The organism is Lysinibacillus sp. FSL K6-4013, assembly GCF_038630435.1.
Lineage (GTDB): Bacteria > Bacillota > Bacilli > Bacillales_A > Planococcaceae > Lysinibacillus > Lysinibacillus boronitolerans.
The window spans coordinates 2,761,809-2,786,480 of record NZ_CP152031.1 but is presented as its reverse complement, the minus strand read 5'-3'; the positions used below and the strand labels follow the sequence as shown (position 1 = coordinate 2,786,480).

General features: G+C 39.5%; 18 protein-coding genes and 1 pseudogene. 17 read left to right on the top strand and 2 right to left on the bottom strand.

The window, feature by feature from the left end:
* Positions 1 to 710: 710 nt before the first annotated feature.
* A complete protein-coding gene (gene mscL / locus MHB39_RS13820) occupies positions 711 to 1,100 on the bottom strand; it encodes a large conductance mechanosensitive channel protein MscL (protein ID WP_036077369.1) in 390 nt (129 codons plus the stop codon).
* Between the two features lie 205 nt (positions 1,101 to 1,305).
* Here mscL and MHB39_RS13815 point away from each other — a divergent pair, with 205 nt between their 5' ends.
* The 3 genes and pseudogenes from MHB39_RS13815 to MHB39_RS13805 all read left to right on the top strand — a co-directional run.
* Entirely contained in the window at positions 1,306 to 1,665 is a 360-nt protein-coding gene (locus MHB39_RS13815; protein ID WP_342544167.1) for a hypothetical protein, read from the top strand.
* A 583-nt stretch (positions 1,666 to 2,248) separates the two neighbouring features.
* Entirely contained in the window at positions 2,249 to 4,072 is a 1,824-nt protein-coding gene (locus MHB39_RS13810; RefSeq protein ID WP_342544165.1) for a reverse transcriptase domain-containing protein, read from the top strand.
* Positions 4,073 to 4,175: 103 nt separating this feature from the next.
* Positions 4,176 to 4,526 (top strand): annotated as a pseudogene (locus tag MHB39_RS13805) (lytic murein transglycosylase); the annotation flags it as partial.
* Between the two features lie 35 nt (positions 4,527 to 4,561).
* On the opposite strand, the gene MHB39_RS13800 reads toward MHB39_RS13805, so the two are convergent.
* Positions 4,562 to 4,819, bottom strand: coding sequence for a GlsB/YeaQ/YmgE family stress response membrane protein (locus MHB39_RS13800; RefSeq protein WP_004231402.1), 258 nt, complete (start codon positions 4,817 to 4,819; stop codon positions 4,562 to 4,564).
* Between the two features lie 803 nt (positions 4,820 to 5,622).
* Here MHB39_RS13800 and MHB39_RS13795 point away from each other — a divergent pair.
* The 14 genes from MHB39_RS13795 to MHB39_RS13730 all read left to right on the top strand — a co-directional run bounded on the left by MHB39_RS13795 (position 5,623) and on the right by MHB39_RS13730 (position 24,669).
* A complete protein-coding gene (locus tag MHB39_RS13795) occupies positions 5,623 to 6,798 on the top strand; it encodes an amino acid deaminase/aldolase (RefSeq protein WP_342544163.1) in 1,176 nt (391 codons plus the stop codon).
* Entirely contained in the window at positions 6,786 to 8,108 is a 1,323-nt protein-coding gene (locus MHB39_RS13790) for a D-arabinono-1,4-lactone oxidase (RefSeq protein ID WP_342544161.1), read from the top strand. The genes MHB39_RS13795 and MHB39_RS13790 overlap by 13 nt, the downstream gene beginning before the upstream one ends.
* Before the next feature lie 370 nt (positions 8,109 to 8,478).
* Positions 8,479 to 10,149, top strand: coding sequence for a dihydroxy-acid dehydratase (gene ilvD / locus MHB39_RS13785; protein WP_036077358.1), 1,671 nt, complete (start codon positions 8,479 to 8,481; stop codon positions 10,147 to 10,149).
* Between the two features lie 485 nt (positions 10,150 to 10,634).
* On the top strand, positions 10,635 to 12,401 hold the full coding sequence (ilvB, locus tag MHB39_RS13780; RefSeq protein WP_333003981.1) for a biosynthetic-type acetolactate synthase large subunit: 1,767 nt from the start codon (positions 10,635 to 10,637) through the stop codon (positions 12,399 to 12,401).
* Positions 12,398 to 12,913: an acetolactate synthase small subunit gene (gene ilvN, locus MHB39_RS13775; RefSeq protein ID WP_016991907.1), complete on the top strand. Its 516-nt coding sequence runs from the start codon at positions 12,398 to 12,400 to the stop codon at positions 12,911 to 12,913. Before ilvB ends, ilvN begins: the two co-directional genes overlap by 4 nt.
* 85 nt (positions 12,914 to 12,998) lie before the next feature.
* On the top strand, positions 12,999 to 14,033 hold the full coding sequence (gene ilvC / locus MHB39_RS13770; protein ID WP_016991908.1) for a ketol-acid reductoisomerase: 1,035 nt from the start codon (positions 12,999 to 13,001) through the stop codon (positions 14,031 to 14,033).
* Positions 14,020 to 15,555, top strand: a complete 1,536-nt coding sequence (locus MHB39_RS13765) for a 2-isopropylmalate synthase (protein ID WP_342544159.1) — start codon at positions 14,020 to 14,022, stop codon at positions 15,553 to 15,555. The genes ilvC and MHB39_RS13765 overlap by 14 nt, the downstream gene beginning before the upstream one ends.
* Positions 15,556 to 15,739: 184 nt before the next feature.
* Entirely contained in the window at positions 15,740 to 16,840 is a 1,101-nt protein-coding gene (gene leuB, locus MHB39_RS13760; protein WP_004231422.1) for a 3-isopropylmalate dehydrogenase, read from the top strand.
* Positions 16,841 to 16,857: 17 nt separating this feature from the next.
* Positions 16,858 to 18,267 carry a 3-isopropylmalate dehydratase large subunit gene (leuC, locus tag MHB39_RS13755; RefSeq protein WP_048392387.1) on the top strand — a complete coding sequence of 470 codons (1,410 nt, stop codon included), beginning with the start codon at positions 16,858 to 16,860 and terminating at the stop codon, positions 18,265 to 18,267.
* A 32-nt stretch (positions 18,268 to 18,299) separates the two neighbouring features.
* Positions 18,300 to 18,890 (top strand): 3-isopropylmalate dehydratase small subunit, encoded by a 591-nt coding sequence (gene leuD / locus MHB39_RS13750; RefSeq protein WP_016994681.1) that lies wholly within the window; start codon positions 18,300 to 18,302, stop codon positions 18,888 to 18,890.
* 388 nt (positions 18,891 to 19,278) lie between these two features.
* Positions 19,279 to 20,163, top strand: a complete 885-nt coding sequence (rbsK, locus tag MHB39_RS13745) for a ribokinase (RefSeq protein ID WP_342544156.1) — start codon at positions 19,279 to 19,281, stop codon at positions 20,161 to 20,163.
* Positions 20,164 to 20,419: 256 nt separating this feature from the next.
* A complete protein-coding gene (locus MHB39_RS13740; RefSeq protein WP_342544155.1) occupies positions 20,420 to 22,270 on the top strand; it encodes a dynamin family protein in 1,851 nt (616 codons plus the stop codon).
* Positions 22,271 to 22,374: 104 nt separating this feature from the next.
* The gene (locus tag MHB39_RS13735; RefSeq protein WP_054550473.1) at positions 22,375 to 23,595 is read left to right on the top strand and encodes an RtcB family protein; all 1,221 of its coding nucleotides are present in this window, start codon (positions 22,375 to 22,377) and stop codon (positions 23,593 to 23,595) included.
* 72 nt (positions 23,596 to 23,667) lie between these two features.
* Positions 23,668 to 24,669: a LacI family DNA-binding transcriptional regulator gene (locus MHB39_RS13730; RefSeq protein WP_231595618.1), complete on the top strand. Its 1,002-nt coding sequence runs from the start codon at positions 23,668 to 23,670 to the stop codon at positions 24,667 to 24,669.
* Positions 24,670 to 24,672 lie beyond the last annotated feature (3 nt).

The following is a 24,672-nucleotide window of genomic DNA, read 5'->3' as shown; positions in this document are numbered from 1 at the left end:
GAAGTAGCGGTTAAAACGTAAAAAGTAGCGGATACAACGTGAAAAGTGATGGATAGAGCAGCCAAAGTGAGGGATAGATTCTGAAGTAGCGGTTACAACGTAAAAAGTAGCGGATACAACATGAAAACTGATGGATAGAGCAGCCAAAGTGAGGGATAGGCTCTGAAGTAGCGGTTAAAACGTAAAAAGTAGCGGATACAACGTGAAAAGTGATGGATAGAGCAGGCAAAGTGAGGGATAGGTTCTAAAGTAGCGGATAGAACATGAAAAGTAGCGGATACAACGTGAAAAGTGATGGATAGAGCAGGCAAAGTGAGGGATAGGTTCTGAAGTAGCGGTTAAAACGTGAAAAGCAGCGGATACAACGTGAAAAGTGATGGATAGAGCAGGCAAAGTGAGGGATAGGCTCTAAAGTAGCGGATAAAACATGAAAAGTAGCGGATACAACGTGAAAAGTAGCGGATAGAGCAGGCAAAGTGAGGGATAGATTCTGAAGTAGCGGATACAACGTGAAAAGTAGCGGATAGAGCAGGCAAAGTGAGGGATAGATTCTGAAGTAGCGGTTAAAACATGAAAAGTAGCGGATACAACGTGAAAAGTGATGGATAGAGCAGGCAAAGTGAGGGATAGGTTCTGAAGCAGCGCATAGAACGAAACAAAATAAAAACATCTGCCTCCTTCAGATGAGAGACAGATGCTTTAACAATAGGTTAGGCTTGTTCTTTTTTTAGCAAGTCGCGAATTTCTTTGAGAAGCTCTTCTTTGGCATCGAGTTCAGGTGTTGGTTCTTCCACGACTGCCTCTTCTTTTTTACGTGTGAGCTTCGTCATAATTCGTAAGGCCATAAAAATGGCAAATGCTATAATTAAAAAATCAATGATGGATTGTAGAAATACACCAAAATTGATTTGGGCTTCACCTGAGCCAAAAACAAAACTCTTTGTTAAATCAATACCACCCGTTAAAACACCGACCAATGGCATAATGATATTTTCAACTAAGGAGGTAACAATTTTACCGAAAGCACCACCAATAACTACTGCTACTGCTAGATCGACAATATTGCCTTTCATCGCAAATTCTTTAAAGTCTTTCCACAAAATAAATTCCTCCCTATTATTATCCAAATAAATGAATCAATCTGTATTTTACTATATTTTTACCAAACCTTTCAACTGCTTTCATGGTGGAAATGATGTGTTTCTTCTAAGAGGATGACTTCAATCTTTCAAAATTGAAAAGATCTACTGCATATTACGGAAAATTTGGTAATATAGAAAAAGAATACTAGATTAGGTGTGACGTATGGCTAAGAAAAAGAATAAGAAACCCATGTTATCACCCGCGACAAAATTGGGTATGATAGCATTATTGATTCCCATTGCAATTACCGTGTATGTTCTCACATTTTTTGCGTGGAAGGAGCTTCAAACATTACCGATTTTTGAAAAGCTTGTACAGCAAAAGGCAATCGAGGAGATTCAACAGCATTTCGATATGAATATTCCTGAGCAATACATTCCCGTATATGTAGCTGCAGAAGAAAAATATGGTGTACCATGGACGTTACTTGCTGCGCATCATCGTATTGAAACGCGGTTTTCTACGGTAAAATCAATGGTATCATCTGCGGGGGCAGAGGGGCATATGCAAGTGCGACCATAAGGTCATATGAGAAATCTCCACTAGCAAGGAGTAGGCGAGACTACAATGCCTATCATTACCCAACTTATCCGTGAGGGAAACCAAATATCGGGGAGTGTAGCATGTTGGGAAAGCTATGAGTTATCGAATCATCACGATACGACTGAATAGCAAAATGAAAAGATGTAAATGAGGATAAAAGCTAAACTGCCTGAATGACAGTCCGAGGGGGTTATTGGCCCACCTATGACGGAAGATGATTATTTACGTCATACAGCGAAACAGAATGGTCAATTGGAAGCCATCTCTGAATACACTTTGATTAATTGTATGTCAAAAGTGCGTAGTCTATCGCTGACCAACTATAATAAATAGTAAAGGGCGAACGTCATATCCGACATTACATCGAGCTTGTTCTTATATGTGCTAAATGGTGATTACCTACGTCGGAACGCTTTGAACAAAAAGCTATGATAATATGTATCTGAATATCTGATATGGTAACGGAGTTCTCGTAGTAGTCCGAGGTGGGGAAAACCCATCACATGGCGAAGGAGAACAGCTTATCAAGTCTAACTAAAATTGGAAAGGAGCGTGAGGCTCTATGAGAAGTCCAAACACTGTGTTAGACAGTCTAACGAAACAATCAACACGCGAAGATTACAAATTCGAACGAATCTATCGAAATCTGTACAATGTGGAATTCTATTTAATGGCTTACGCAAAGATTTATGCGAAGGAAGGCAATATGACACAAGGTGTCGATGGACAAACCATTGATGGTATGAGTCTAGAACGTATTGAAAGATTAATTGAAAGCCTAAAAGATTGTAGCTATCAACCTAAACCGTCCAAAAGGGTTTACATTCCAAAAAAGAACGGTGGTAAAAGACCTCTAGGTATACCATCTTTCGAAGATAAATTAGTTCAAGAAGTGGTAAGAACACTACTTGAAGCAATGTACGAAAAAACTTTCTCAATATACTCTCATGGTTTTAGACCAGAAAAAAGCTGTCACACTGCATTGATGCAAGTAAAAGACAGATTTACTGGAGCTAAATGGTTTGTGGAAGGTGATATTAAAGGTTTCTTTGACAATATAGACCACCACAAATTAATTGAGATTTTAAAAAGAAGAATTAATGATGACAAATTCATTGACTTAATTTGGAAATTCCTTAAAGCAGGTTTCCTAGAAGATTGGCAATATCACAAAACTTACAGTGGTACTCCACAAGGCGGAATTATCAGCCCTATCCTATCAAATATCTATCTCAATGAGTTAGACAACTTCGTATCAGCGTACAAAGAGAAATTTGACAGAGGTAAGGGTAGAAAACGCCTAAAAGAATACCGCACTAGAGAAGCCAGACTATACCGAGCGAATGCGAGGTACAAGGAAAAATGGGAAGAAATGAACGAGGAAGAAAAAGAACAAGCGCTTCAACACTTGGACGATTTAAAAAATCACATGATGGAACTACCCTATAAAGACCCTATGGACGAAAACTACAAGCGAATTCAGTATGTACGTTATGCCGACGATTTCCTAATCGGTGTAATTGGTAGCAAAGAAGATTGTCAACAAATAAAACATGACATTAGCACATTCCTAAGTGAAGAATTGAAAATTGAACTATCACAGGAAAAAACACTTATTACACATTCTAGTAAAAGAGCGAGGTTCCTGGGATATGATATTAAAATAAGTCATGATAATAAAACGACAAAATACACAGCGAGTGGACACAAACAACGTACACGCACAATGAGCTGTGAACTCCTTCTACCACACGAAGCATGGCGAAATAAATTAATTGAGTACAAAGCGTTAGAAATAGATGAAAAAACACAAAAATGGAAGTCTATCCATCGAGCGCATCTTCTGCAAAACGATGACCTTGAAATATTGACAATCTACAACGCAGAAATCAGAGGTTTATATAATTACTACAAGTTAGCGAATAATGTCTATAAACTGGATGGATTCAAATTCATCATGGAGTATAGTATGTATAAAACTTTCGCAAACAAATATAAATCTAGCGTGAGGAAAATCCACAGAAAATACAGTATTAACGGAGAATTTGCGGTGAGATATGAAACTGCCAACGGCAGTAAAATCGCCTTCTTCTATAAAGATGGATTTAAAAAGAAACTACTACCATCTTCACATGCCGACGTTGATGTTATTTCTAAGACAAGAAACATTATTTACAATCGAACAGGTCTTATTGAAAGACTTGTAGCAAAGGTATGTGAATGGTGCTATGCCACAAATGTGGATTTAGAAATTCATCATATTAAGAAGTTAAAAGACCTCGAAGGCAAAAAACGATGGGAAAAGCGTATGATTGAAAGAAACCGTAAAACAATGGCACTTTGCAAGAAATGCCACTTAGACTTACATAACGGTAAACTAGATTGATAAGTGGAGAGCCGTATACGCTGAGAGGTGTACGTACGGTTCGGAGAGGAGTTCTTGGAAACCTAGCATAGAAATATGCCAAGGCGCCGGGTTCTTACTCTACTTCATGCCCTGTACATTCGTTGGCTGGCAGCATCCCACATGCTCAGGTTTAGGAAAAGGAAGCATAACGAAAACTGAATTGATGAGTCCTGAGACAATTGCTAAATACGGAGGATATGGCGTTGACGCCAATGGGGATGGAATAGCCGACCCCTATGATATTGAGGATGCAGTATTTAGTGCTGCGAATTACTTATCTAAATACGGTGCTGCGACAGGGGATATTAAGAAAGCTGTTTATCAATACAACCATAGCAAGAAATATGTAGATGATGTGTTATATTACTACCAATTGTATAATGATTTTCACGATGAACTCCAAGCAGCAGTTCTTTTAAATGAAAAAAAATAAAGAGCCATCACAATGGATGGCTCTTCATTACATATTTAAGTTGCTTTACGCATACCTTTTAAAATAAGGCTGACGATAAAGATCAACACGATGGCACCGATTAGTGCTGGGAACACATAGAAATCACTTACTCTCCAGCCCCAGTTCCCTAAAACCATACTACCAATCCAAGAACCGACAATCCCTGCAATAATATTCCCGATGATGCCACCAGGTACATCTTTACCTAAAATGACGCCAGCTAACCATCCAAGAATTCCTCCGATAATTAAATACCAAATGAAACTAATCATTACTTTCATCTCCTTAAATTTAAGATATAATGGCGATTACTTAGTTATACCCTGAATGGAGTAGATTAAACACTGTGATGCTGTTTAGTAATTATTACATGTTGTAAATGAGACTGTAGACAAGTGAATGCAGGCTCTTTTGCTGTCCTCACTTTATAGCTAATCCAACTGCATAAATTACTGTGAAAATGTCCACATTAACTACAATTACTTCTATTTTGTACATAGACCAATTATCGCTTACTTCTATAGTATGTTCATGCATTTAATTCGTACCAGAAATGCTTGCAATGCCCAATCTCCATCAGCAATAAAATAATTAGCCATTTAACTAAATTATTTACTACAATCATCTTTTCATTCATAAAAAAGTCCACTATTTGTTGAAGCAGAATTTCAATCCCCCGTGCAGTCACATATTTCTGAGGGTGAAATTTTTTTTTGCGAAAAAGAAAAATGGGTAAATTTCCACTTTTTAATAGTTTGAAAATTCTGTATAAAGGGATTATAATGTAGAAAAGGAGCGTGGTCATATGAATATGGCTGTTATGAAACGTTTAAATCGTCAAGGCTTTTTAATTGCGGGTTTGCATTTATTAGTGATGCTAAATCTTGCAGCTGATTTTTTATACGCATCGTAACCAATTAAATAGAAAGGTGAATGAAATGTTTATCCCATATTAAAACAACCGTGTAGTCTTATTGAATAACAGGCTCACGGTTGTTTTATTTTGCTCAAGTGATTAAAAAAGGAATTATTCTGTTAAATGTCAAATACATAGTACAGACAAGGGAGTGATTAAATGACGACAAGATTGGATCAAGCATTTTGTGATTTGGAAAGGCCATTTGCATGGTTGGACCTAGATGCACTAGATAAAAATATACAAAAGGTTCAAGAGGCTTGTGGTGGAAAACAAATTCGTATTGCAACAAAATCGATTCGTTCTATTGAAGTCCTTCGTTATATCCAGAAAAAGCTTGAGAATGTTGTTGGGTTTATGACATTCACTGCAGCAGAAACCCTTTTTTTATTAGAGCAGCAGTTTGATGATTTATTGCTCGGCTATCCAGTAATGGAGGAAGCACCGATTCGTCGATTGTTGCATTTTGTGAAAGAAGGAAAAATCGTCACCTTTATGGTAGATCGGCCAGAGCATATCGAACTATTGGCAAAATTAGGACAAGAGATTGGCGTACGTGTACAGGTTTGTATTGATATTAATGTTTCGAATGATTTTAAAGTATTGTATTTTGGAACAAAACGTTCTTCATTGTATTCTCTTGAAACGTTGACACCTTTTTTAAAAGCCATTCAAAACACTCCTGCGATTGAAGTGGTAGGAGCGATGGGCTATGAGGCTCAAATAGCAGGTGTTGGCAATCGTCCAGCGAATGCTTTAAAAGGTAGAGTCATAGAAGCCATGCAGGTACAAGCCAAAAAGCAAGTAACACAATTTCGTCGATTAGCAATCGCCCATATCAAGGCCTATTTTCCAAATCTGCGCTTTGTTAATGGCGGTGGGTCAGGAAGTATGACATACACCAATCAACAAAAGGAAGTAACGGAAATGACAGTTGGCTCGGCTTTTTATGCGCCAGCATTGTTCGATCAATTTACACATTTACAGCTAGAAAAGGCTGCTGGATTTGCCTTACGTGTAACAAGAATGCCTGAAAAAAATATCGTTGTTTGTCATGGGGGAGGCTATACGGCTTCTGGAGCCATTGGGATGGATCGTTTGCCTGTATTCTATGACCCTACCACTTTTGCATATCTTAGCCTAGAAGGCGCAGGAGAGGTGCAAACACCAATTAAGGTCAAAGGGAAAAGTATCCATATTGGCGATACCATTTATTTTCGACATGCGAAGGCTGGAGAGCTTTGTGAGCGTTTTCAGGTACTGCATGCTATTCGTGGGGACAAGTATGCAGGCCCTTACACAACATATAGGGGGGATGGACAATGTTTTCTATAGAAAATTGGCGGAATGGTGAAAAGTGGACAAATTGGGCTGGTAATGTCATTTCCTATCCGGGTGAAATGTATTTACCACACTCTATTGATGAAGTTTCAGCAATTGTGAAGCATGCATGCCAATCAGGAAAGACAATCCGTGTCACAGGTGCTGCACATTCTTTTAGCGCTGTAGCTATGCCTGAGCATATAGCTATTTCCTTACATAATCTGCGTGGATTAATCGCTGTGAATGAGGAAAGACAGGAGGCAACATTATGGGCGGGGACCTACCTATATGAAATTGGACCAATGCTAGCGAAACACGGCTTTGCGTTAATCAATATGGGCGATATTCAGGAACAAACCATTGCAGGTGCAGTGTCAACTGGCACACATGGCACAGGGGTTACACTTGGTTCTCTTTCGTCAGCTGTCGAGGCATGGGGGTTTGTAGACGGCACTGGGACCTATCAGGAACATAGGAGAGGGATGGATGATTTATCTGAAGCGCTGCATGTATCTCTCGGAATGCTTGGTGTTCTTGTCAAAGTAACGATTAAGGTCATGCCACTATATGGTTTGCATTATATTGGGGCAAGAGAAACATTGACAAATGGTCTCTCGCTATTTGCCGAGGATATTCGTCAGCATCGTCATGTGGAGTGGTTTTATTTCCCTGGTAGTGAAACAATACAAGTAAAACGGATGAATGCAGTCGCGCCTGTCTTTCAAAGTGAATGGAATAAAAGAATAGAAACGTTAAAGCTACAAATAGTAGAAAATGGAGCCTTCTTTGCGATGTCAGAGCTTTGTAAATGGAAACCACGTTTAAGTGGTGCTATGAGCAAGATAGCGGCTGCCAATGTGGTAGAAAGTGAAAAAGTAGGGATAAGCTATGAAATTTATCCTTCACCTCGAAGCGTGAAGTTCCAAGAGAGTGAATATGCCATCCCTTTATCCCAATTTGAAGCTTGTTTAGAGGAAATCCATGCAACCTTTAAAAAAGGCACTTTTAATGTTCATTTTCCTTTAGAGTGTCGAACAACTGCAGGTGAAGCAGGTTTTTTTAGTCCAACACAAGGGCGTGAGTCGGCTTTTATCGCCTTTCATATGTATAAGGGAATGGCAGAAGAGCCTTACTTTAAATGGGTGCATACATTGATGCAAAAATATGAAGGTCGTCCTCACTGGGGAAAACAACATCATTTAACAGCGCAAATGGTTCATGCGTTGTATCCAGAGGTTGAGAAGTTTTTAAGCATTCGACACCAATATGATCCTGAACAAGTATTTTTTACAGGATACTTAAAAAAATTGTTTCTATTGTAAGCGTTATCTCTCTGATTCTGTGATTTAGCTTATTCAAATATATGGGAGATATTTATTTACTCATTTTTGTTTATTATTAAAAAATTAAAATTTGAACGAAATGTCAAAATTTTTATCAAAGCGAGATAAAACTGATGCTTAATCAGCATGTAAACGATTTCAATTTTGACAGATTTTTTGAATTGTTTAAACAATTCAAAAAATACTGTTGACGAGACCTTTTTTTCGTACTATGATAACAACAATTTAACACGTTCGTTACAGCAGTTATCATCTAAGAGACTGTTACTCTATAAACAAAAATTAAAAAGACAGAACATTTTGTCTATAGCGACGAACATAGTATGGATAGCAATGAGGGGCGTTTAAAATGAGAAGTGACATGATTAAAGTAGGCGTAGATCGAGCGCCACATCGAAGTCTTTTATATGCAACAGGCAAAGTAAAAGCAAAAGATCTAGGCAAACCATTTATTGGGGTTTGTAACTCTTATATCGACATAATACCAGGTCACGTTCATTTACGTACGTTCGCTGATGTAGTGAAAGAAGCTATTATTGAAGCGGGTGGTATTCCATTCGAATTTAATACAATTGGCGTCGATGATGGTATTGCAATGGGGCATATAGGTATGCGTTATTCCTTACCAAGTCGTGAAATTATAGCAGACTCGGCTGAGACAGTTATTAATGCACATTGGTTTGATGGCGTATTTTATATTCCAAACTGTGACAAAATTACACCCGGAATGCTTATGGCAGCAGTTCGTACGAATGTACCATCTATCTTTGTTTCAGGTGGTCCAATGGAGGCGGGAACTTCTGCAGCAGGGAAACAGCTTTCCTTAACATCTGTGTTTGAAGGTGTAGGAGCACACAAATCAGGAAAAATGTCTGCGGAAGAGCTGCTGGATATTGAGAATAATGCTTGTCCAACATGTGGCTCATGTTCAGGGATGTTTACAGCAAACTCTATGAACTGCTTAATGGAAATGCTCGGTGTTGCTTTACCAGGAAATGGTACGATCGTTGCCACTTCTGAAGAGCGTCACAAGCTGATTAAAGAAGCAGCTAAACAATTAATCCGCATGGTCAAGGAAGATATTAAACCTCGCGATATTATTACAAAAGAGGCAATTGATGATGCTTTTGCTCTTGATATGGCAATGGGGGGCTCCACAAATACAGTTCTCCATACATTAGCAATTGCCAATGAAGCCGAGATAGATTACAACATTGAAGATATTAATAAAGTAGCAGAAAGAGTGCCTTATTTAGCAAAAATCATGCCTGCTTCAGATATTTCAATGGATGATATTAATAAAGCGGGTGGAGTTAGTGCCATTATCAATGAATTAACATCTATTCCAGGTGCTATTCATCCAGACCGTCCAACCGTAGCAGGCGTTACAATGGGTGAGCTTGTCAAAGATTATCACATCACGAATGATCAAGTCATTCGAACAAAAGACAATCCATATAGTGCTGTAGGTGGATTATCGGTTTTATTCGGTAACATCGCACCTGATGGCTCTGTTATTAAAGTAGGGGCAGTTGATCCTTCTATTAAAGTATTCAAGGGCGAGGCAATCGTCTTTGATTCACAAGAAGCAGCGCAGGAAAACATTGATAATGGAACGGTGAAAGAGGGCCATGTAGTCGTCATTCGCTATGAAGGACCTAAGGGTGGCCCAGGGATGCCAGAAATGCTTGCACCAACATCTGCAATTCAAGGTCGAGGCCTTGGTACAAAGGTTGCATTAATTACAGATGGTCGTTTCTCAGGGGCATCTCGTGGTATTTCAATTGGCCATATTTCACCAGAAGCTGCTGAAGGCGGTCCAATCGCTTTAGTAGAAAACGGAGATATTATCGAAATTGATCTACCAAATCGTACGATTAATTTACAAGTTTCAGATGAAGTTTTAGCTGAACGTCGTGCAAAATTACCAGTCTTTGAGCCAAAAATCAAACGTGGTTGGTTAGCAAGATATTCAAAATTAGTGACGAGCGCTTCCACTGGCGGCGTAATGAAAATTTAACAACTAGATAAATAAAAACGTTGATGAGGTTAAAGGTTCTAGAGCCTTGTATCTACCAGAGAGCCGGTCGTGCTGGAAGCCGGCGATACAACTAGGTCCGACATCCCCTCGGAGTGGGCTATTAAACGTGTTTACACCATTAGATAGCTCCGGGCATAATCGAAAGTGCTCGTTATTAATGAATAAATGTTTTATGACACTATATTGGATGCGATGTCTTTCGCATTGGTGCATAAATGCTGTCATTTATTCGCGAGGTAGCAATTATTTGCTATAAAAAAGGGTGGTACCATGGAAAGTCTTTTTCATCCCTACGTAAGGTAGTTCTTTGCGTGTGGAGAAAAAGGCTTTTTATTATTTTCACAATGCAATTGAACAGCCTCTCAACGAAAAGGATGAGAGGAATAGTCAATCCAGCTATTGACACTTCACTAATCTACAACACTGATGTGTGAGTTTGAAAGAAATGAAGGAGGCAAAATTTGATGAGTGCAAATGTTTCAATCAATGAACAAGAACAATTAGCTCCAACAGCAACAGCTGACCAAACCTATCAAGCGAAGGACGGTGCAGATGTATTAGTGCAGGCATTGCACGATCAAGGTGTTGAAATCGTCTTTGGCTATCCAGGAGGAGCCGTATTACAAATTTACGATGCGATGTATAAAAACCCAATTCGTCATATTTTAACAAGACATGAACAGGGTGCGATTCATGCGGCGGAAGGCTATGCTCGTGTTTCAGGTAAAACAGGCGTTGTTATCGCCACAAGTGGACCTGGTGCAACAAACCTTGTAACAGGTATTGCGGATGCCATGATCGACTCTATTCCATTGGTTGTTTTTACAGGACAGGTTGCGACATCTGTGATCGGAACAGATGCTTTCCAAGAAGCCGATATTATGGGGATTACAACACCAATTACAAAGCACAACTATCAGGTGCAGGATGTCAATGATATTCCTCGTATTGTGAAGGAAGCTTTCCATATCGCTAGCACAGGTCGTAAGGGACCAGTTGTCGTGGATTTCCCAAAAAACGTTTCTCAAATGTTGTTTGATGTAGAGAATCCACCGCAAGCACCTGATGAAATTTATTTACCAGGCTATCAGCCAACATATAAACCAAATTATTTACAAGTTCAAAAGGCGATTCAAGCCATTTCATTGGCAAAGAACCCAATCATCTTAGCAGGTGCAGGTGTTCTTTTTGCGGATGCACGTGAGGAATTAACGACTTTCGCAGAAAAATACCGTATTCCAGTAACGAACACATTGCTAGGATTGGGCTCCATCCATGGTGAACATGACTTATTCCTTGGAATGGCTGGGATGCATGGTACAGCTACAGCAAATACAGCGATCACAAAATCGGATTTATTACTCAATATTGGGGCACGATTTGATGATCGTCTAACAGGTAATCTAGCTACATTTGCACCAAATGCAACGATTATCCATATCGATATTGATCCTGCTGAAATTGGCAAAAATGTACCGACAGATATTCCAATTGTTGCGGATGCCAAGGAGGCTTTAAAAGCACTGTTGAAAAAGGATTTCCAAGGTCCTGATACAGCTGATTGGTTAGCTTATTTAAGGAATCATGCGATGGAATATCCATTATGGTATTGCAAGGATACAAATACGCAAGAAATCCTACCACAAGAGGCATTGCAATTAGTGCACAAGATTACTGAAGGGAATGCCATTGTGACGACAGATGTTGGGCAGCATCAAATGTGGGCAGCGCAATATTATCATTTAAATAATGATCATGCATGGGTAACGTCTGGTGGACTTGGTACGATGGGCTTCGGCTTCCCGGCCGCAATTGGCGCCCAATTTGCGAAGCCAGACAAAAAAGTTATTTCGATTGTAGGAGATGCAGGATTCCAAATGACGGCACAGGAGCTATCCATCCTACAGGAATTTAACTTACCAGTAAAAATAGTGATTTTGAATAATAGCTGTCTAGGTATGGTGCGTCAATGGCAGCAAACATTCTATGAAGAGCGCTATTCATCATCACTTATGCCGATCCAACCAGATTTTGTTAAGTTAGCGGATGCTTATAACATTAAAGGCTATCGTATTAACACAATCGATGAAGCAGAGGCTATTTTCCGTGAGGCACTGCTGTCTGATGAGCCAGTATTAATTGACTGTCGAGTGAAACAGCTTGAATGTGTTTACCCAATGGTAGCACCTGGCACAGGCTTACATGAAATGATTGGGGTGAAAAAGAATTGAAGCGAGTAATTACCGTAACCGTGATTAACCAAAGTGGTGTATTAAACCGTTTGACAGGTTTATTGATGAAGCGTCAGTTCAATATTGAATCGATTACAGTAGGTCATACGGAGCAACCGAATTTTTCAAAGATGACCTTCGTTGTCAACATAGAGGACGAACGCAAAATTGAGCAGCTAGTGAAACAGTTATCCAAGCAAATTGATGTGTTAAAGGTCAATGACATTACCGATAAATCGATTGTTCTGCGAGAGCTAGCACTAGTAAAGGTGATTTCCCCACCAAATTTACGCTTGGAAATGAATTCAATTGTTGAACCGTTCCGCGCCCAAATTATTGATACAGCTAAAAATGTTGTGACGTATCAAGTAGTAGGACATCCAGAGAAGATTGATGCCTTTATCGAACTCATTCGACCATATGGCATTAAAGAACTTACACGTACAGGAGCAACTGCCTCCGTTCGTGAAACACAAAAAGTCTCAAACCCGCAGCTCTCTATTTTAAAATAGTTTGCATATAAAAATGAATAGCTTTATAGACAGAGCAAGTATCTAAAGCTATAAAAACAAAACATATTCTAGGAGGAAATTAACTATGGCTACAATGTACTATGAGCAAAATATCAACGAGGACGTATTAAAAGGAAAGAAAATCGCAATTATCGGTTACGGTTCACAAGGTCATGCACACGCGTTAAACCTTAAAGAATCAGGTTTTGACGTAGTAGTAGGGGTTCGTCCAGGTGGATCCTTCGATGCGGCAAAAGCAGATGGTATTGACGTGAAAACAGTGGCTGAAGCAGCACAAGAAGCAGATGTTATCCAAATTCTACTACCAGATGAGCGCCAAAAAGCAGTTTATGAAGCGGAAATTGCGCCACATTTACAAGCTGGTAAAGCATTGATGTTTGCACACGGCTTCAATATCCATTTTGGTCAAATTACACCACCAGCAGACGTTGACGTATTTTTAGTAGCACCAAAAGGACCAGGACATCTAGTTCGTCGTCAATTCCAAGAAGGTGCTGGTGTACCAGGACTATTCGCTATTCACCAAGATGCTACAGGTCAAGCAAAAGATTTAGCGCTTGCGTATGGTAAAGGAATCGGTGCTGCACGTGGTGGGCTTCTTGAAACAACATTCAAAGAAGAAACAGAGACAGATTTATTCGGTGAACAAGCGGTACTTTGTGGTGGCGCAACACAGCTAGTAAGAGCAGGCTTCGAAACATTAGTAGAAGCTGGTTATCAACCAGAATTAGCCTACTTTGAAACACTACATGAGCTTAAATTAATTGTTGACCTAATGTTTGAGGGCGGTATGGCAACAATGCGCTACTCAGTTTCAGATACAGCAGAGTGGGGAGATTATGTAGCAGGACCACGCATCATCGATGAGTCTGTAAAAGCTCGTATGAAAGATGTATTAACAGATATCCAAGATGGTACATTTGCTCGTCGTTGGATTCAAGAAAATGAAAATGGTCGTCCAGAATATACAAAATTCAAAGAAGCTGGTGCGAACCATCAAATCGAAGAAGTAGGCGCAAAACTACGTGCTATGATGCCATTCATCAACGAAGGTAAAGAAAAAGTTGTGAGAGAAGTGGCGACAAGTGCGAAAAATTGATATTTTCGATACTACGCTTCGCGATGGTGAACAATCTGCTGGGATCAACTTAAACACAGCCGAGAAGATTGAAATTGCCAAACAGTTAGAGCGCCTTGGTGTGACAATTATAGAAGCAGGATTTCCTGCTTCGTCACCCGGTGACTTTGATGCGGTCCATCGCATTGCAGGTACAGTAAAAAATTCCATTGTGACGGGGCTAGCTCGCTGTATCCAAAAGGATATTGATGCTACATGGGAAGCGATAAAAGTAGCACAACAGCCACATATTCATATTTTTCTAGCCACATCACCTATCCACATGGAATACAAATTAAAAAAATCCCCTGAGCAAGTGGTGGAGCAAGCGGTAGAGGCTGTTAAATACGCTAAAAAGTTCTTCCCACTTGTACAATGGTCTGCTGAGGATGCATTCCGCTCTGATCGTGAATTTTTAGTGCGCATTATGAACGAAGTGGTTGCTGCTGGTGCAACAACGATTAATGTTCCAGACACTGTAGGGTATGCATCCCCGCAAGAATATGGTGCATTATTTAAGTTCCTACTGGAAAATGTCAAAGGTGCTGACAAAGTGAAATTCTCTGCCCATTGTCATGATGATTTAGGGATGGCAACAGCTAACACGATTGCCGCAATAGAAAATGGTGCTGCACAAGTCGAAGGAACAATCAATGGTATCGGCGAACGCGCAGGTAATGTAGCACTCGAGGAAATTGCTGTAGCACTTCATATTCGCAAGGATATTTATCAGGTGAAAACGGGCATTCAGTTGCAAGAAATTAAACGTACGTCTCAATTAGTCAGTAAATTGACAAATGTTGTGATTCAGCCAAATAAAGCGATTGTAGGAAGAAATGCTTTTGCACACGAATCGGGCATCCATCAAGACGGTGTCTTAAAAAATCCAGAAACCTATGAAATTATTTCACCTGCTTTAATCGGCGAAGGTGAGATTCCATTAGTTCTCGGGAAACATTCTGGTCGTGCAGCATTCCGTGATCGTGCGGAAACAATGGGCTTCCATCTTTCTGATGAAAAGTTGAACAAAGCATTTGTGGAATTTAAAAAATTGGCTGATCGTAAAAAAGAAATTACAGAGGAAGATTTACTTACTCTTCTTACTGAGCAACAAGTTCAAGTAGAAGATGTACCACTCTTTGAGTTGAAAATGGTGCAGGTGCAATATGGTACTGAAAATATTCCTACAGCTACAGCCATTGTGCTTACACCTGAGGGACTAGAAAAAACCGTTGTAGCTACTGGCTCGGGTTCAGTAGAAGCAATTTTTAATACACTGGAGCAACTTGTACCTGGAGCTGTACATGTCATTGATTACCGTGTGACATCGGTTGGCAAAGGACGAGATGCACTGGGTGAAGCGGTTATTAATATTCGCTATGATGAGGTTTCGACTACAGGCCGTAATTCCTCTCAAGATGTTTTAGAAGCATCGGCAAAAGCTTATTTAAATGCTATTAACCGTCATTTAATTCAAGCAAGCCTTCGCGCACATCCTGTATAGGTTTCTGAGGTAGTGAATTGTATGAAGTACCATTCACAAGTCGGATGCAATGATGTCATGGCGTATTGTATCAATTAACCAAAAATTACGCTTAGACGTAATGACTACGCTCACCTCGATAAAAGGTAGGTGAGCGTCTTTACTAAATTAGCGAATACGCTATACAAAGAAAGGTGTTTTGACGATGGAGAGAAAAATTACAGTACTTCCCGGTGATGGAATTGGGCCAGAGGTTGTTGCTTCTGCTGTACGTGTATTACAGGTGATTGGTAAACGATTTAATCATACATTTCATTTAGGATATGCAACAATTGGTGGTGCTGCGATTGACCAGCACAATAATCCATTACCTGATGAAACAATCGAGATGTGTGAAAATAGTGATGCGATTTTATTAGGAGCTGTAGGTGGTCCAAAGTGGGATCAAAACCCTCCTGAATTGCGCCCAGAAAAAGGGTTACTGCGAATTCGGAAACACTTCGATTTATTTGCCAATCTACGTCCAGTAAAGGCGTTCCCGAGTTTACTAGATGCTTCACCATTAAAGCGTGAAGTGGCTGAGAACGTTGATTTAATGATTGTACGTGAACTAACAGGCGGCGTATACTTCGGGGAACCACGTATGCGTACTGAAAATGGCGCAATTGATACAACGGTTTACTCTAAAGCAGAGGTAGAGCGTATCGTTGAAAATGCCTTTGAACTAGCACGTTTACGTGGTGGCAAATTATGCTCTGTTGACAAGGCGAATGTGCTTGAAACAAGTCGCTTATGGCGTGAAGTTGTAGAAGCAAAGAAAAAAGAGTATCCAGATGTAATCGTAGAACATAACCTAGTAGACTCTGTCGCAATGAAACTTATTACAAATCCTGGACACTATGATGTAGTCGTTACTGAAAATATGTTTGGTGATATTTTAAGTGATGAAGCATCTGTTATTACTGGTTCTCTAGGTGTTTTACCATCCGCATCCATTCGTGGTGATAATTTTGGCTTATATGAACCAGTACATGGCTCCGCACCAGAAATTGCAGGGCAAGGTGTAGCAAATCCTGCTGCAACCATTTTATCCGTAGCGATGATGCTGCAATATTCATTTGGCTTAAAAGAAGAAGCAGCAGAAATTGAACGCGCGGTAAGTGCAGTATTTGATGATGGCTACTTTACAGCAGATCTTGCTCGTGACGGCAGTCGTATTTTATCGACTAATGAATGGACAGATAAGGTAATTAACGAAATTGATACTAGCTTTGTATCACAAAGTATTATGACAACATATATTTAAAGAAATAGGTGAAGACAATGGGTAAAAATATAATTGAAAAGATTTGGGATAAACATGTTGTTTATCAGGAAGAGGGCAAACCGGACCTGTTATATATTGATCTTCATTTAATTCATGAAGTAACATCTCCGCAAGCTTTTGAAGGGTTACGCATGAACGGACGTAAAGTGCGTCGTCCTGATTTAAGCTTTGCGACAATGGATCATAACGTACCAACAAAAAATTTACCAACTATCCATGATCCCATTGCGCGCAATCAAATCGAAACATTAGCTAAAAATGCTGAGGAATTTGGCGTTGAGTTAGCAGGCATGGGTCACCCTGACCAAGGGATTGTCCATGTGATTGGGCCAGAGCTTGGATTAACACAGCCTGGTAAAACCATTGTTTGTGGTGATTCTCATACATCGACTCACGGTGCCTTTGGGGCCATTGCATTTGGTATTGGAACATCTGAAGTGGAGCATGTATTATCGACGCAAACATTATGGCAAAATAAGCCGAAAACGATGGAGATTCGTGTTGAAGGGGAGCTACCAGTTGGGGTAGCGGCAAAGGATATTATTCTAGCCATCATTGCCAAGTTCGGAATAGGTGTTGGTACAGGACATATTGTGGAATTCACTGGAGAGGCTATCCACAAACTATCTATGGAAGAACGCATGACGATTTGTAATATGTCAATTGAGGCAGGCGCAAAAGCAGGGCTTATCTCACCTGACCAAACAACAGTCGATTATATTCGTGGACGCAAATATGCACCGCAGGGAGAAAAATTGGAAGAAGCAGCCGCTTACTGGTTAAGTCTTGCTTCAGACGAAGATGCAACGTACGATACGGTTCGTATTATAAAAGCTGAAGAAATTGAACCAATCATTACGTGGGGAACAAACCCATCGATGGGTACTGGTGTTTCTGGGCATGTTCCAACACAAGCAGATTATGAGGATGAATCAGACAAGGCGGCACTTCAAAAAGCACTTGCCTATATGGGCTTAGAGGAAGGCCAGCCATTAACATCCATTGACATCCAGCATGTCTTCATTGGCTCCTGCACAAACTCACGCATTAGTGATTTGCGTGCAGCTGCTGATGTCATCAAAGGGCGTAAGGTGCATGACAAGGTCACAGCCATCGTTGTCCCAGGCTCACATACAACGAAAAAACAAGCAGAGGCAGAAGGTTTAGATAAAATATTTATGGATGCAGGCTTTGAATGGCGAGAGTCTGGTTGCTCGATGTGTCTTGCGATGAATGATGACGTCGTACCAGCTGGAGAACGCTGTGCCTCTACCTCAAACCGCAACTTTGAAGGACGTCAGGGCGCTGGAGCTCGTACACATTTAGTGTCACCACCAATGGCAGCAGCCGCTGCGATTGCAGGTCACTTCGTCGATGTACGTGAATTTGTGAAGGAAACAGTGTAAGTCTTGCTTTACTGGGAAGGGATGATTGAAAAATGGAACCAATTAATATCGTAAAGAGTGTCATCACACCACTTGATCGAAAAAATGTTGATACCGATCAAATTATTTCAAAAGAATTTCTAAAACGTATTGAGCGTACAGGTTTTGGACAGTTTTTATTTTACCATTGGCGTTTCGATGCACAAGGGAACGAAATAGCTGACTTTGTATTAAATAAACCTGAATTTAAAGAATCTAAAATTCTCGTGGCACAAGATAATTTCGGCTGTGGCTCTTCACGCGAACATGCACCATGGGCTATTTTAGATTACGGCTTTAACGTTGTGATTGCACCTTCTTTTGCAGATATTTTCCATAATAACTGCTATAAAAACGGTATCTTACCGATTAAGCTAACAGAATCGGAATGTGATGAAATTTTAGCAAAAGGCTTAGCACAGCCCTATAAGATGGAAGTAAATCTTGCAGAGCAAACCGTAACAGGGGAAGATGGTACAATCTATCATTTTACAATTGACCCGTACTATAAAGAAACGTTACTGAATGGTTGGGATGAAATCGCCTTAACCTTTAAATATGAGGACCATATCGCCGCATATGAGGCGAAGCGAGTAGCCTATTAATTGAAATGACTGAAGACAAACTTGATGTTGTCTTCAGTTTTTTTGTGTTTGTAGTGCATTTCCCATATAAAATTCTTTATAATAAAGGAAACATCAAATGTAAAGGTGGCACTATGGGACCATCGTAAAAATTTTTGTATAGTACAGGAGCAAGCCCATCCAGCTTTTGGTAGCGTCATCTTAAGCATTGCTTCGCATGAAGTACAGGAGGATAACCTGAGTGGCTAGATCGTTTTCATTTAACGACTAAAAGAAGCAGTAAGTGAAAGAATTTAGACATTTAGGAATTTTTAAGTTTATACGAATTTTTAAATTGTTAAGCTACTGAAATGATGCTGCTCATTTCAGTTGTTTTTTGTTTGATCAAAAGCTGAAAGGTAGGAATACAATGATTACAGTTATAGGAAGTTTAAATATGGATTTAGTTGTACAAATGAATGCTTTTCCAAAGCAGGGGGAAACCATTCTAGGTAACTCGTTTCAAACAGTTCCAGGAGGAAAAGGGGCTAATCAAGCCGTTGCCGCAGCTCGTCTTGGCAGTGAGGTGGCGATGGTTGGCTGTTTAGGGAATGATCATTTTGGTGAAACATTACATGCTGCTTTACAGCAAGAGCAGATTCAGACGGATGCCCTTGTAAAAAGCACCACTGCTCCTACAGGCATTGCTAATATACTTATTTACAATAACGATAATCGAATTGTTGTCGTACCGGGAGCTAATTATGACTTAAGCATATCACATCTTGAAGCTTCAAAAGACTTGATACAAAAAAGCCATTTGGTAATGATACAGCTTGAAATCCCTAAAGAGACGACTGCCCATGCCATTCAATTATGTAAAGAAGCAGGTGTCCCTGTACTATTAAATCCTGCTCCAGCAGCCAATTTTGATGTGCAGTGGATGGAGGATATTACCTATTTAACACCGAACGAGACAGAATGTGCTGAAATTTTTAACGAGCCAGTGGAACAAGTTTTAGAAAAATATCCTAATAAATTAATCGTGACGCTAGGAAGTGACGGTGCACGTTATTTCGATGGCTCCTACCCAATTCATGTGCCAGGTTATATGACAACAGCCGTGGATACAACGGGGGCAGGTGATACCTTTAATGGGGCTTTAGCCTATGCTTTAGTAGAAGGGCAATCGTTGGATGAGGCTGTATATTTTGCAAATATCGCTGCCTCAATATCTGTAGAGAAATTAGGTGCCCAAGGTGGAATGCCATTACTTGGAGCTGTTTATGCTCGTATGGCTGGTTTGGAGGAATAGGACAAAGGTCGGCTACTAGACAACCTTGAATAGAAATAACCAAACCTAATACTTCTAAATTCATAGCTTGGACCATTCCCTTTAGTCTGTGTAACAATCCCATATCTAGCAGTTAGGAAAAAGGCGTAAGGATGAATTCCTATTTAGTGTATAAACGAATAAGTATATTGTCCTCTTTTCATCAATCCATGTATTAGAAAAGCCATAGTTTCATTTATAATGGTCTTATAGATACATACGAAAAGAGGTTTTGAGGATGACGAACATTGACAATACGCCAATCGAAAATACAACCTCAGCGAATAATATTTTGCCACAATTTGTTGACCAATTACGACACTTGCATGGCATCATTGTCCAAAATACATATGTGAAAGATACAGCAAAACATTTAAATCGAATCATTCAAGATGCCAATAACCAGACGATGATTTTAATAGTTGGAAAAGAGCGGGTGGGCAAAACAACACTTGTGAATGGACTTCTAGGACGCGAAATATTATCGGTAGATGATCAGCATCCAACAAGTGTCAATACGTTTATACGATACGGCGTGCAAGAAGAGATTAAAGCTTATTTTTTAGATGGTGTTGTCGCTGTATTTGATCTCAGTAAATTAGAGCTACTAACAACTGGCGATACGTTTGCTTCCCAGATTTTACGTGAACATTTAGATTATCTAGAAGTCTATTTGAAAAATGATTTATTAAAATCAGTGACTATTATTGATTCTGTGTCATTAGAGGCAGGCGGCGGAGAAATGGCTTATTTTTCAGAGGCACTTATGAATCGTGTTGATGAAATTTTCTGGGTGTTACGCGCTGGTTCGATGGCAATGGATGCTGAACTTCTATTGATCGAGACATTAAAAAATAAAGGGGTAGAACCTTTATGTGTCATCAATGGCATCGATGATGAGGAGCATGCCGCAGTATTTATGGACTCTGAACAACAACGTATTGGTCATTTGATGAGTGATTTTATAGGAATTTCAGCAAGGAGTGCACTAGCAGCCAAACAAACAGACAATCATGAGCTTTGGGAAAAAAGCCAGTATGATCAATTAATTGCTCACATTCATCGTGTAGCTGAAAATAGTGATAAAAAAACATATGCCATCCTAATCCGCTTCTTACAATGGCTTGAACGATTCCGCTTCGAATTAACTGTAATTCCACAACGAGATCCTTTTCAATCTGCTGTCGAGAATATTGAAAAATACGCAGGCGATACCCAATATGAATATTCTCGCTATCAACGTGACTTAGCGATTGTCCAAGAATATGAGCAAGAATATGAACAGGTTGCGAATACGTTTAAACAGGTTCAAACACTCTATCAGTTATTACAAACGATCGCGCAACATGATTATTTACACGATTCCAAGGTGGAAGAATTTACTGAAATTGCTGTGCACTATCAACAAATGTTGCGTGAATACCGCAATATGCATAGTGAGTATTTACGCGAATATGAGCGTTTAGATGCACAGCATAAAAAAATTCATGGGAAAGGTCTTATGAAAGCTATTTTTGGCCAACATACGCAAAATGAATTTTTCAAAGAGCGTGTTCAAAAACTCAATGAGCAGCAAGAGGTTTGTGTCGCCCAATATGCCAAGGTACAACAAGCAGAGGTTTCAATGCTACAGGCGATTCGAGATACACAGCCTTTTTTGATTGATTTAGTGAAAGTACGCATGAGCCGTATTGAACAAAAGGTACAGAAACTAAATCAACAGCGTGCAAAAGATAAGCGTCAGTTAAAGCGCTATGCTGAAAAATTAAATGAATTTTCTTGCTTAATCGAAGCACAGGGTTATATAAAAGAGCATCTTCAACCATTTTTAATGAATGAGCAAATGCCGTTGAAATCGAAGGATATTGCCATGCTTGAGGAATCTGTGCAGGCTATTTTAGCCATTGATTTATCAAACAATGGCTTACTCGCAAGAAGTCAAATGAATAATAAAATGGAAAGTATTGCAATACCTTTTGAGGTGCAAGAAAAATATCCCCTGCAAATGCTTGACTTAAGGGAAGAAGATGTAAAATCAAATGATATACCCGAAATACCTAAAAAATTAGTTGTACAATATGAAGAGTAGGTTTTCACCAAACGTTCTAAAAGTAGCATGCTTTTAGAACGTTTTCTTTATGATATGAAACAAATCATTCCAGTTTTACGTATAAGTAGTAAGGAGGGATACACTTGATTGAAATAAATGGACGCTTCACGAATGCAAAAATCTTTGCGCAAACAGCATTACAAACAGCTGTTGATCAGATTCAAGAATTAACAGACCAGGCTTTTATGGCAGGCACTAAAGTACGTATTATGCCAGATTATCATGCGGGTAAAGGATGTGTCATTGGCACGACCATCCAATTGCAAGACCGTGTTGTACCCAATCTTGTCGGCATTGATGTGGGGTGTGGTGTATTTGTAGCACAACTTGACGTAACAACAGTTGATTTTGCTCAACTCGATGCCATCATTCGCACATATGTACCAAGTGGGCAGGATATTCATAAAGAAGTATCGCCAAGCCGACATTTTGTAGAGTTTGAAGGTAAACAATTTCGAGCAAGCGGCTTGAAAGACGACTATACGAACTTGTCATTAGGTACACTTGGGGGAGGCAACCATTTTATTGAACTTGCCAAAGATGAAGATGATCAGCACTATTTGCTCATCCATACGGGGTCACGCTATGTAGGGGCAAAGGTTGCTAATTGGCATCAAAAAAGAGCTTATGAAAATTTACGTCGAGAAGATTTGACAGAAAAAATAGAGGCAATGAAACAGCAAGGACGACAACAAGAGATTCAATCCATGATACAAGCCTATAAAGAACAAACACCGTTCGTTCCGAAAGACTTGTCATATTTAGAGGGGGAAGCTTTCCATGATTATATCCATGATATGAAGATTGCACAGCAATTTGCACGGATGAATCGTTGGACCATTGCAGAAACCATTGCTAAACAGATGGATTGGCATTTTACAGATACGTTTGATACGATTCATAACTATATCGATACAGAAACGATGACGCTTCGCAAAGGGGCTGTTCGTGCAAATAAAGATGAAAAGCTAGTTATTCCAATGAATATGCGGGATGGATCTCTGATTTGTATAGGGAAAGGCAATGCGGAATGGAATTATTCAGCCCCCCATGGAGCAGGACGCATGTTTTCACGACGCGCAGCGAAAAAAGCTTTGAATATGGCCGATTTTAAAGATACGATGCAGGGGATTTGGACAACATCAGTCAATGAAGAAACATTGGATGAGGCACCAATGGCCTATAAGCCGATGACAGAAATTACTTCTGCGATTAGGGAAACTGTAGATATTGTCAAAGTTATTAAACCTGTTTATAACTTTAAAGCGAGTGAAGCTGCAAAGCCATATGAGCGAAAGCGTTAAGGTAGAGAAGGAATCATCACTATAATCATTATTCTATAGATGATATAATATAGCTTCACAATGATGAAATGGGTGGTTTTTTTGGTATCTTCAAAAGATGTGGCGAAGCATGCTGGTGTCTCACAAACAACTGTATCTAGAGTATTGAATACACCAGAGCTTGTAAAGCCAAAAACAATTGAAAAAGTAATGCAGGCGATAGAGGAACTAAACTATGTGCCAAATGATATAGCAAGATCGCTTGTTCAGAAAAAAACAGGTATTATTACATTGATTTCGGGGCCCTTACACAACCCTTTTTTTGTTGATACAACTACAGCCATCGTGAATTATGTTAATGCACGTGGCTATAAAGTTAATGTCTATTTTGGCACAGAGGATAATCTTAATTCAATCTACAATGCCGTTTTAGAAACGAAAGCAGACGCAATTATATTGTCTTCTATGTTGTATCAAGATGATTTATTTTATAAACTAGAAAAACTAGCTATTCCATTTATTATGTTTAACCGTAAGCATAAAGAGAATAGACATTTTGTAGAAATTGATAATGTTCAAGCAGGTTACCTTGCGACCAAGCATGTCCTATCATTAGGGCATGACTCTTTATGTTGGATAGGGGGTCCACATCAAATGAGTACCTTCTATGGACGCTATCTGGGATTTGAACAAGCTTTACAGGATTATGGGCTAGATGCAAAATTAGTGCCTACTTTTTTAACGAACACCAATAAAATGGATATTGAACGTGCGTTTGCAGAGCTTTTACAACTCGAAAAAAGACCAACAGCTATTTGTGCTGCTACGGATGCCATTGCCATTGAAATATTGAATCTTTGTTTAGAGAGAGGTTTTCAGGTTCCGAGAGATTTTAATATCATTGGTATTGATAATGTAGAGCTTAGTAAACATCACTCTATTGCCTTAACAACTGTAGGTTTAACATCAGAAGAGAACTTAGGTTTTATTGCTATCGAAAAATTATTTGAGGTAATGGAGAAAAAAAGTACTTGCATTAGACAAACAGAGTCTGTTAAGATTTTCCCAAGAAATACAACGTGTAAAATAAACTGATAG

What these genes read in the sequence shown, in the direction of transcription:
- leuC (WP_048392387.1), top strand. Translation starts at nt 16,858, where the DNA reads ATGGGTAAAAATATAATTGAAAAGATTTGGGATAAACATGTTGTTTAT.
- ilvD (WP_036077358.1), top strand. Translation starts at nt 8,479, where the DNA reads ATGAGAAGTGACATGATTAAAGTAGGCGTAGATCGAGCGCCACATCGA.
- rbsK (WP_342544156.1), top strand. Translation starts at nt 19,279, where the DNA reads ATGATTACAGTTATAGGAAGTTTAAATATGGATTTAGTTGTACAAATG.
- leuB (WP_004231422.1), top strand. Translation starts at nt 15,740, where the DNA reads ATGGAGAGAAAAATTACAGTACTTCCCGGTGATGGAATTGGGCCAGAG.
- MHB39_RS13810 (WP_342544165.1), top strand. Translation starts at nt 2,249, where the DNA reads ATGAGAAGTCCAAACACTGTGTTAGACAGTCTAACGAAACAATCAACA.
- MHB39_RS13800 (WP_004231402.1), bottom strand. Translation starts at nt 4,819, where the DNA reads ATGATTAGTTTCATTTGGTATTTAATTATCGGAGGAATTCTTGGATGG.
- leuD (WP_016994681.1), top strand. Translation starts at nt 18,300, where the DNA reads ATGGAACCAATTAATATCGTAAAGAGTGTCATCACACCACTTGATCGA.
- ilvB (WP_333003981.1), top strand. Translation starts at nt 10,635, where the DNA reads ATGAGTGCAAATGTTTCAATCAATGAACAAGAACAATTAGCTCCAACA.
- ilvC (WP_016991908.1), top strand. Translation starts at nt 12,999, where the DNA reads ATGGCTACAATGTACTATGAGCAAAATATCAACGAGGACGTATTAAAA.
- MHB39_RS13815 (WP_342544167.1), top strand. Translation starts at nt 1,306, where the DNA reads ATGGCTAAGAAAAAGAATAAGAAACCCATGTTATCACCCGCGACAAAA.
- MHB39_RS13795 (WP_342544163.1), top strand. Translation starts at nt 5,623, where the DNA reads ATGACGACAAGATTGGATCAAGCATTTTGTGATTTGGAAAGGCCATTT.
- MHB39_RS13740 (WP_342544155.1), top strand. Translation starts at nt 20,420, where the DNA reads ATGACGAACATTGACAATACGCCAATCGAAAATACAACCTCAGCGAAT.
- MHB39_RS13790 (WP_342544161.1), top strand. Translation starts at nt 6,786, where the DNA reads ATGTTTTCTATAGAAAATTGGCGGAATGGTGAAAAGTGGACAAATTGG.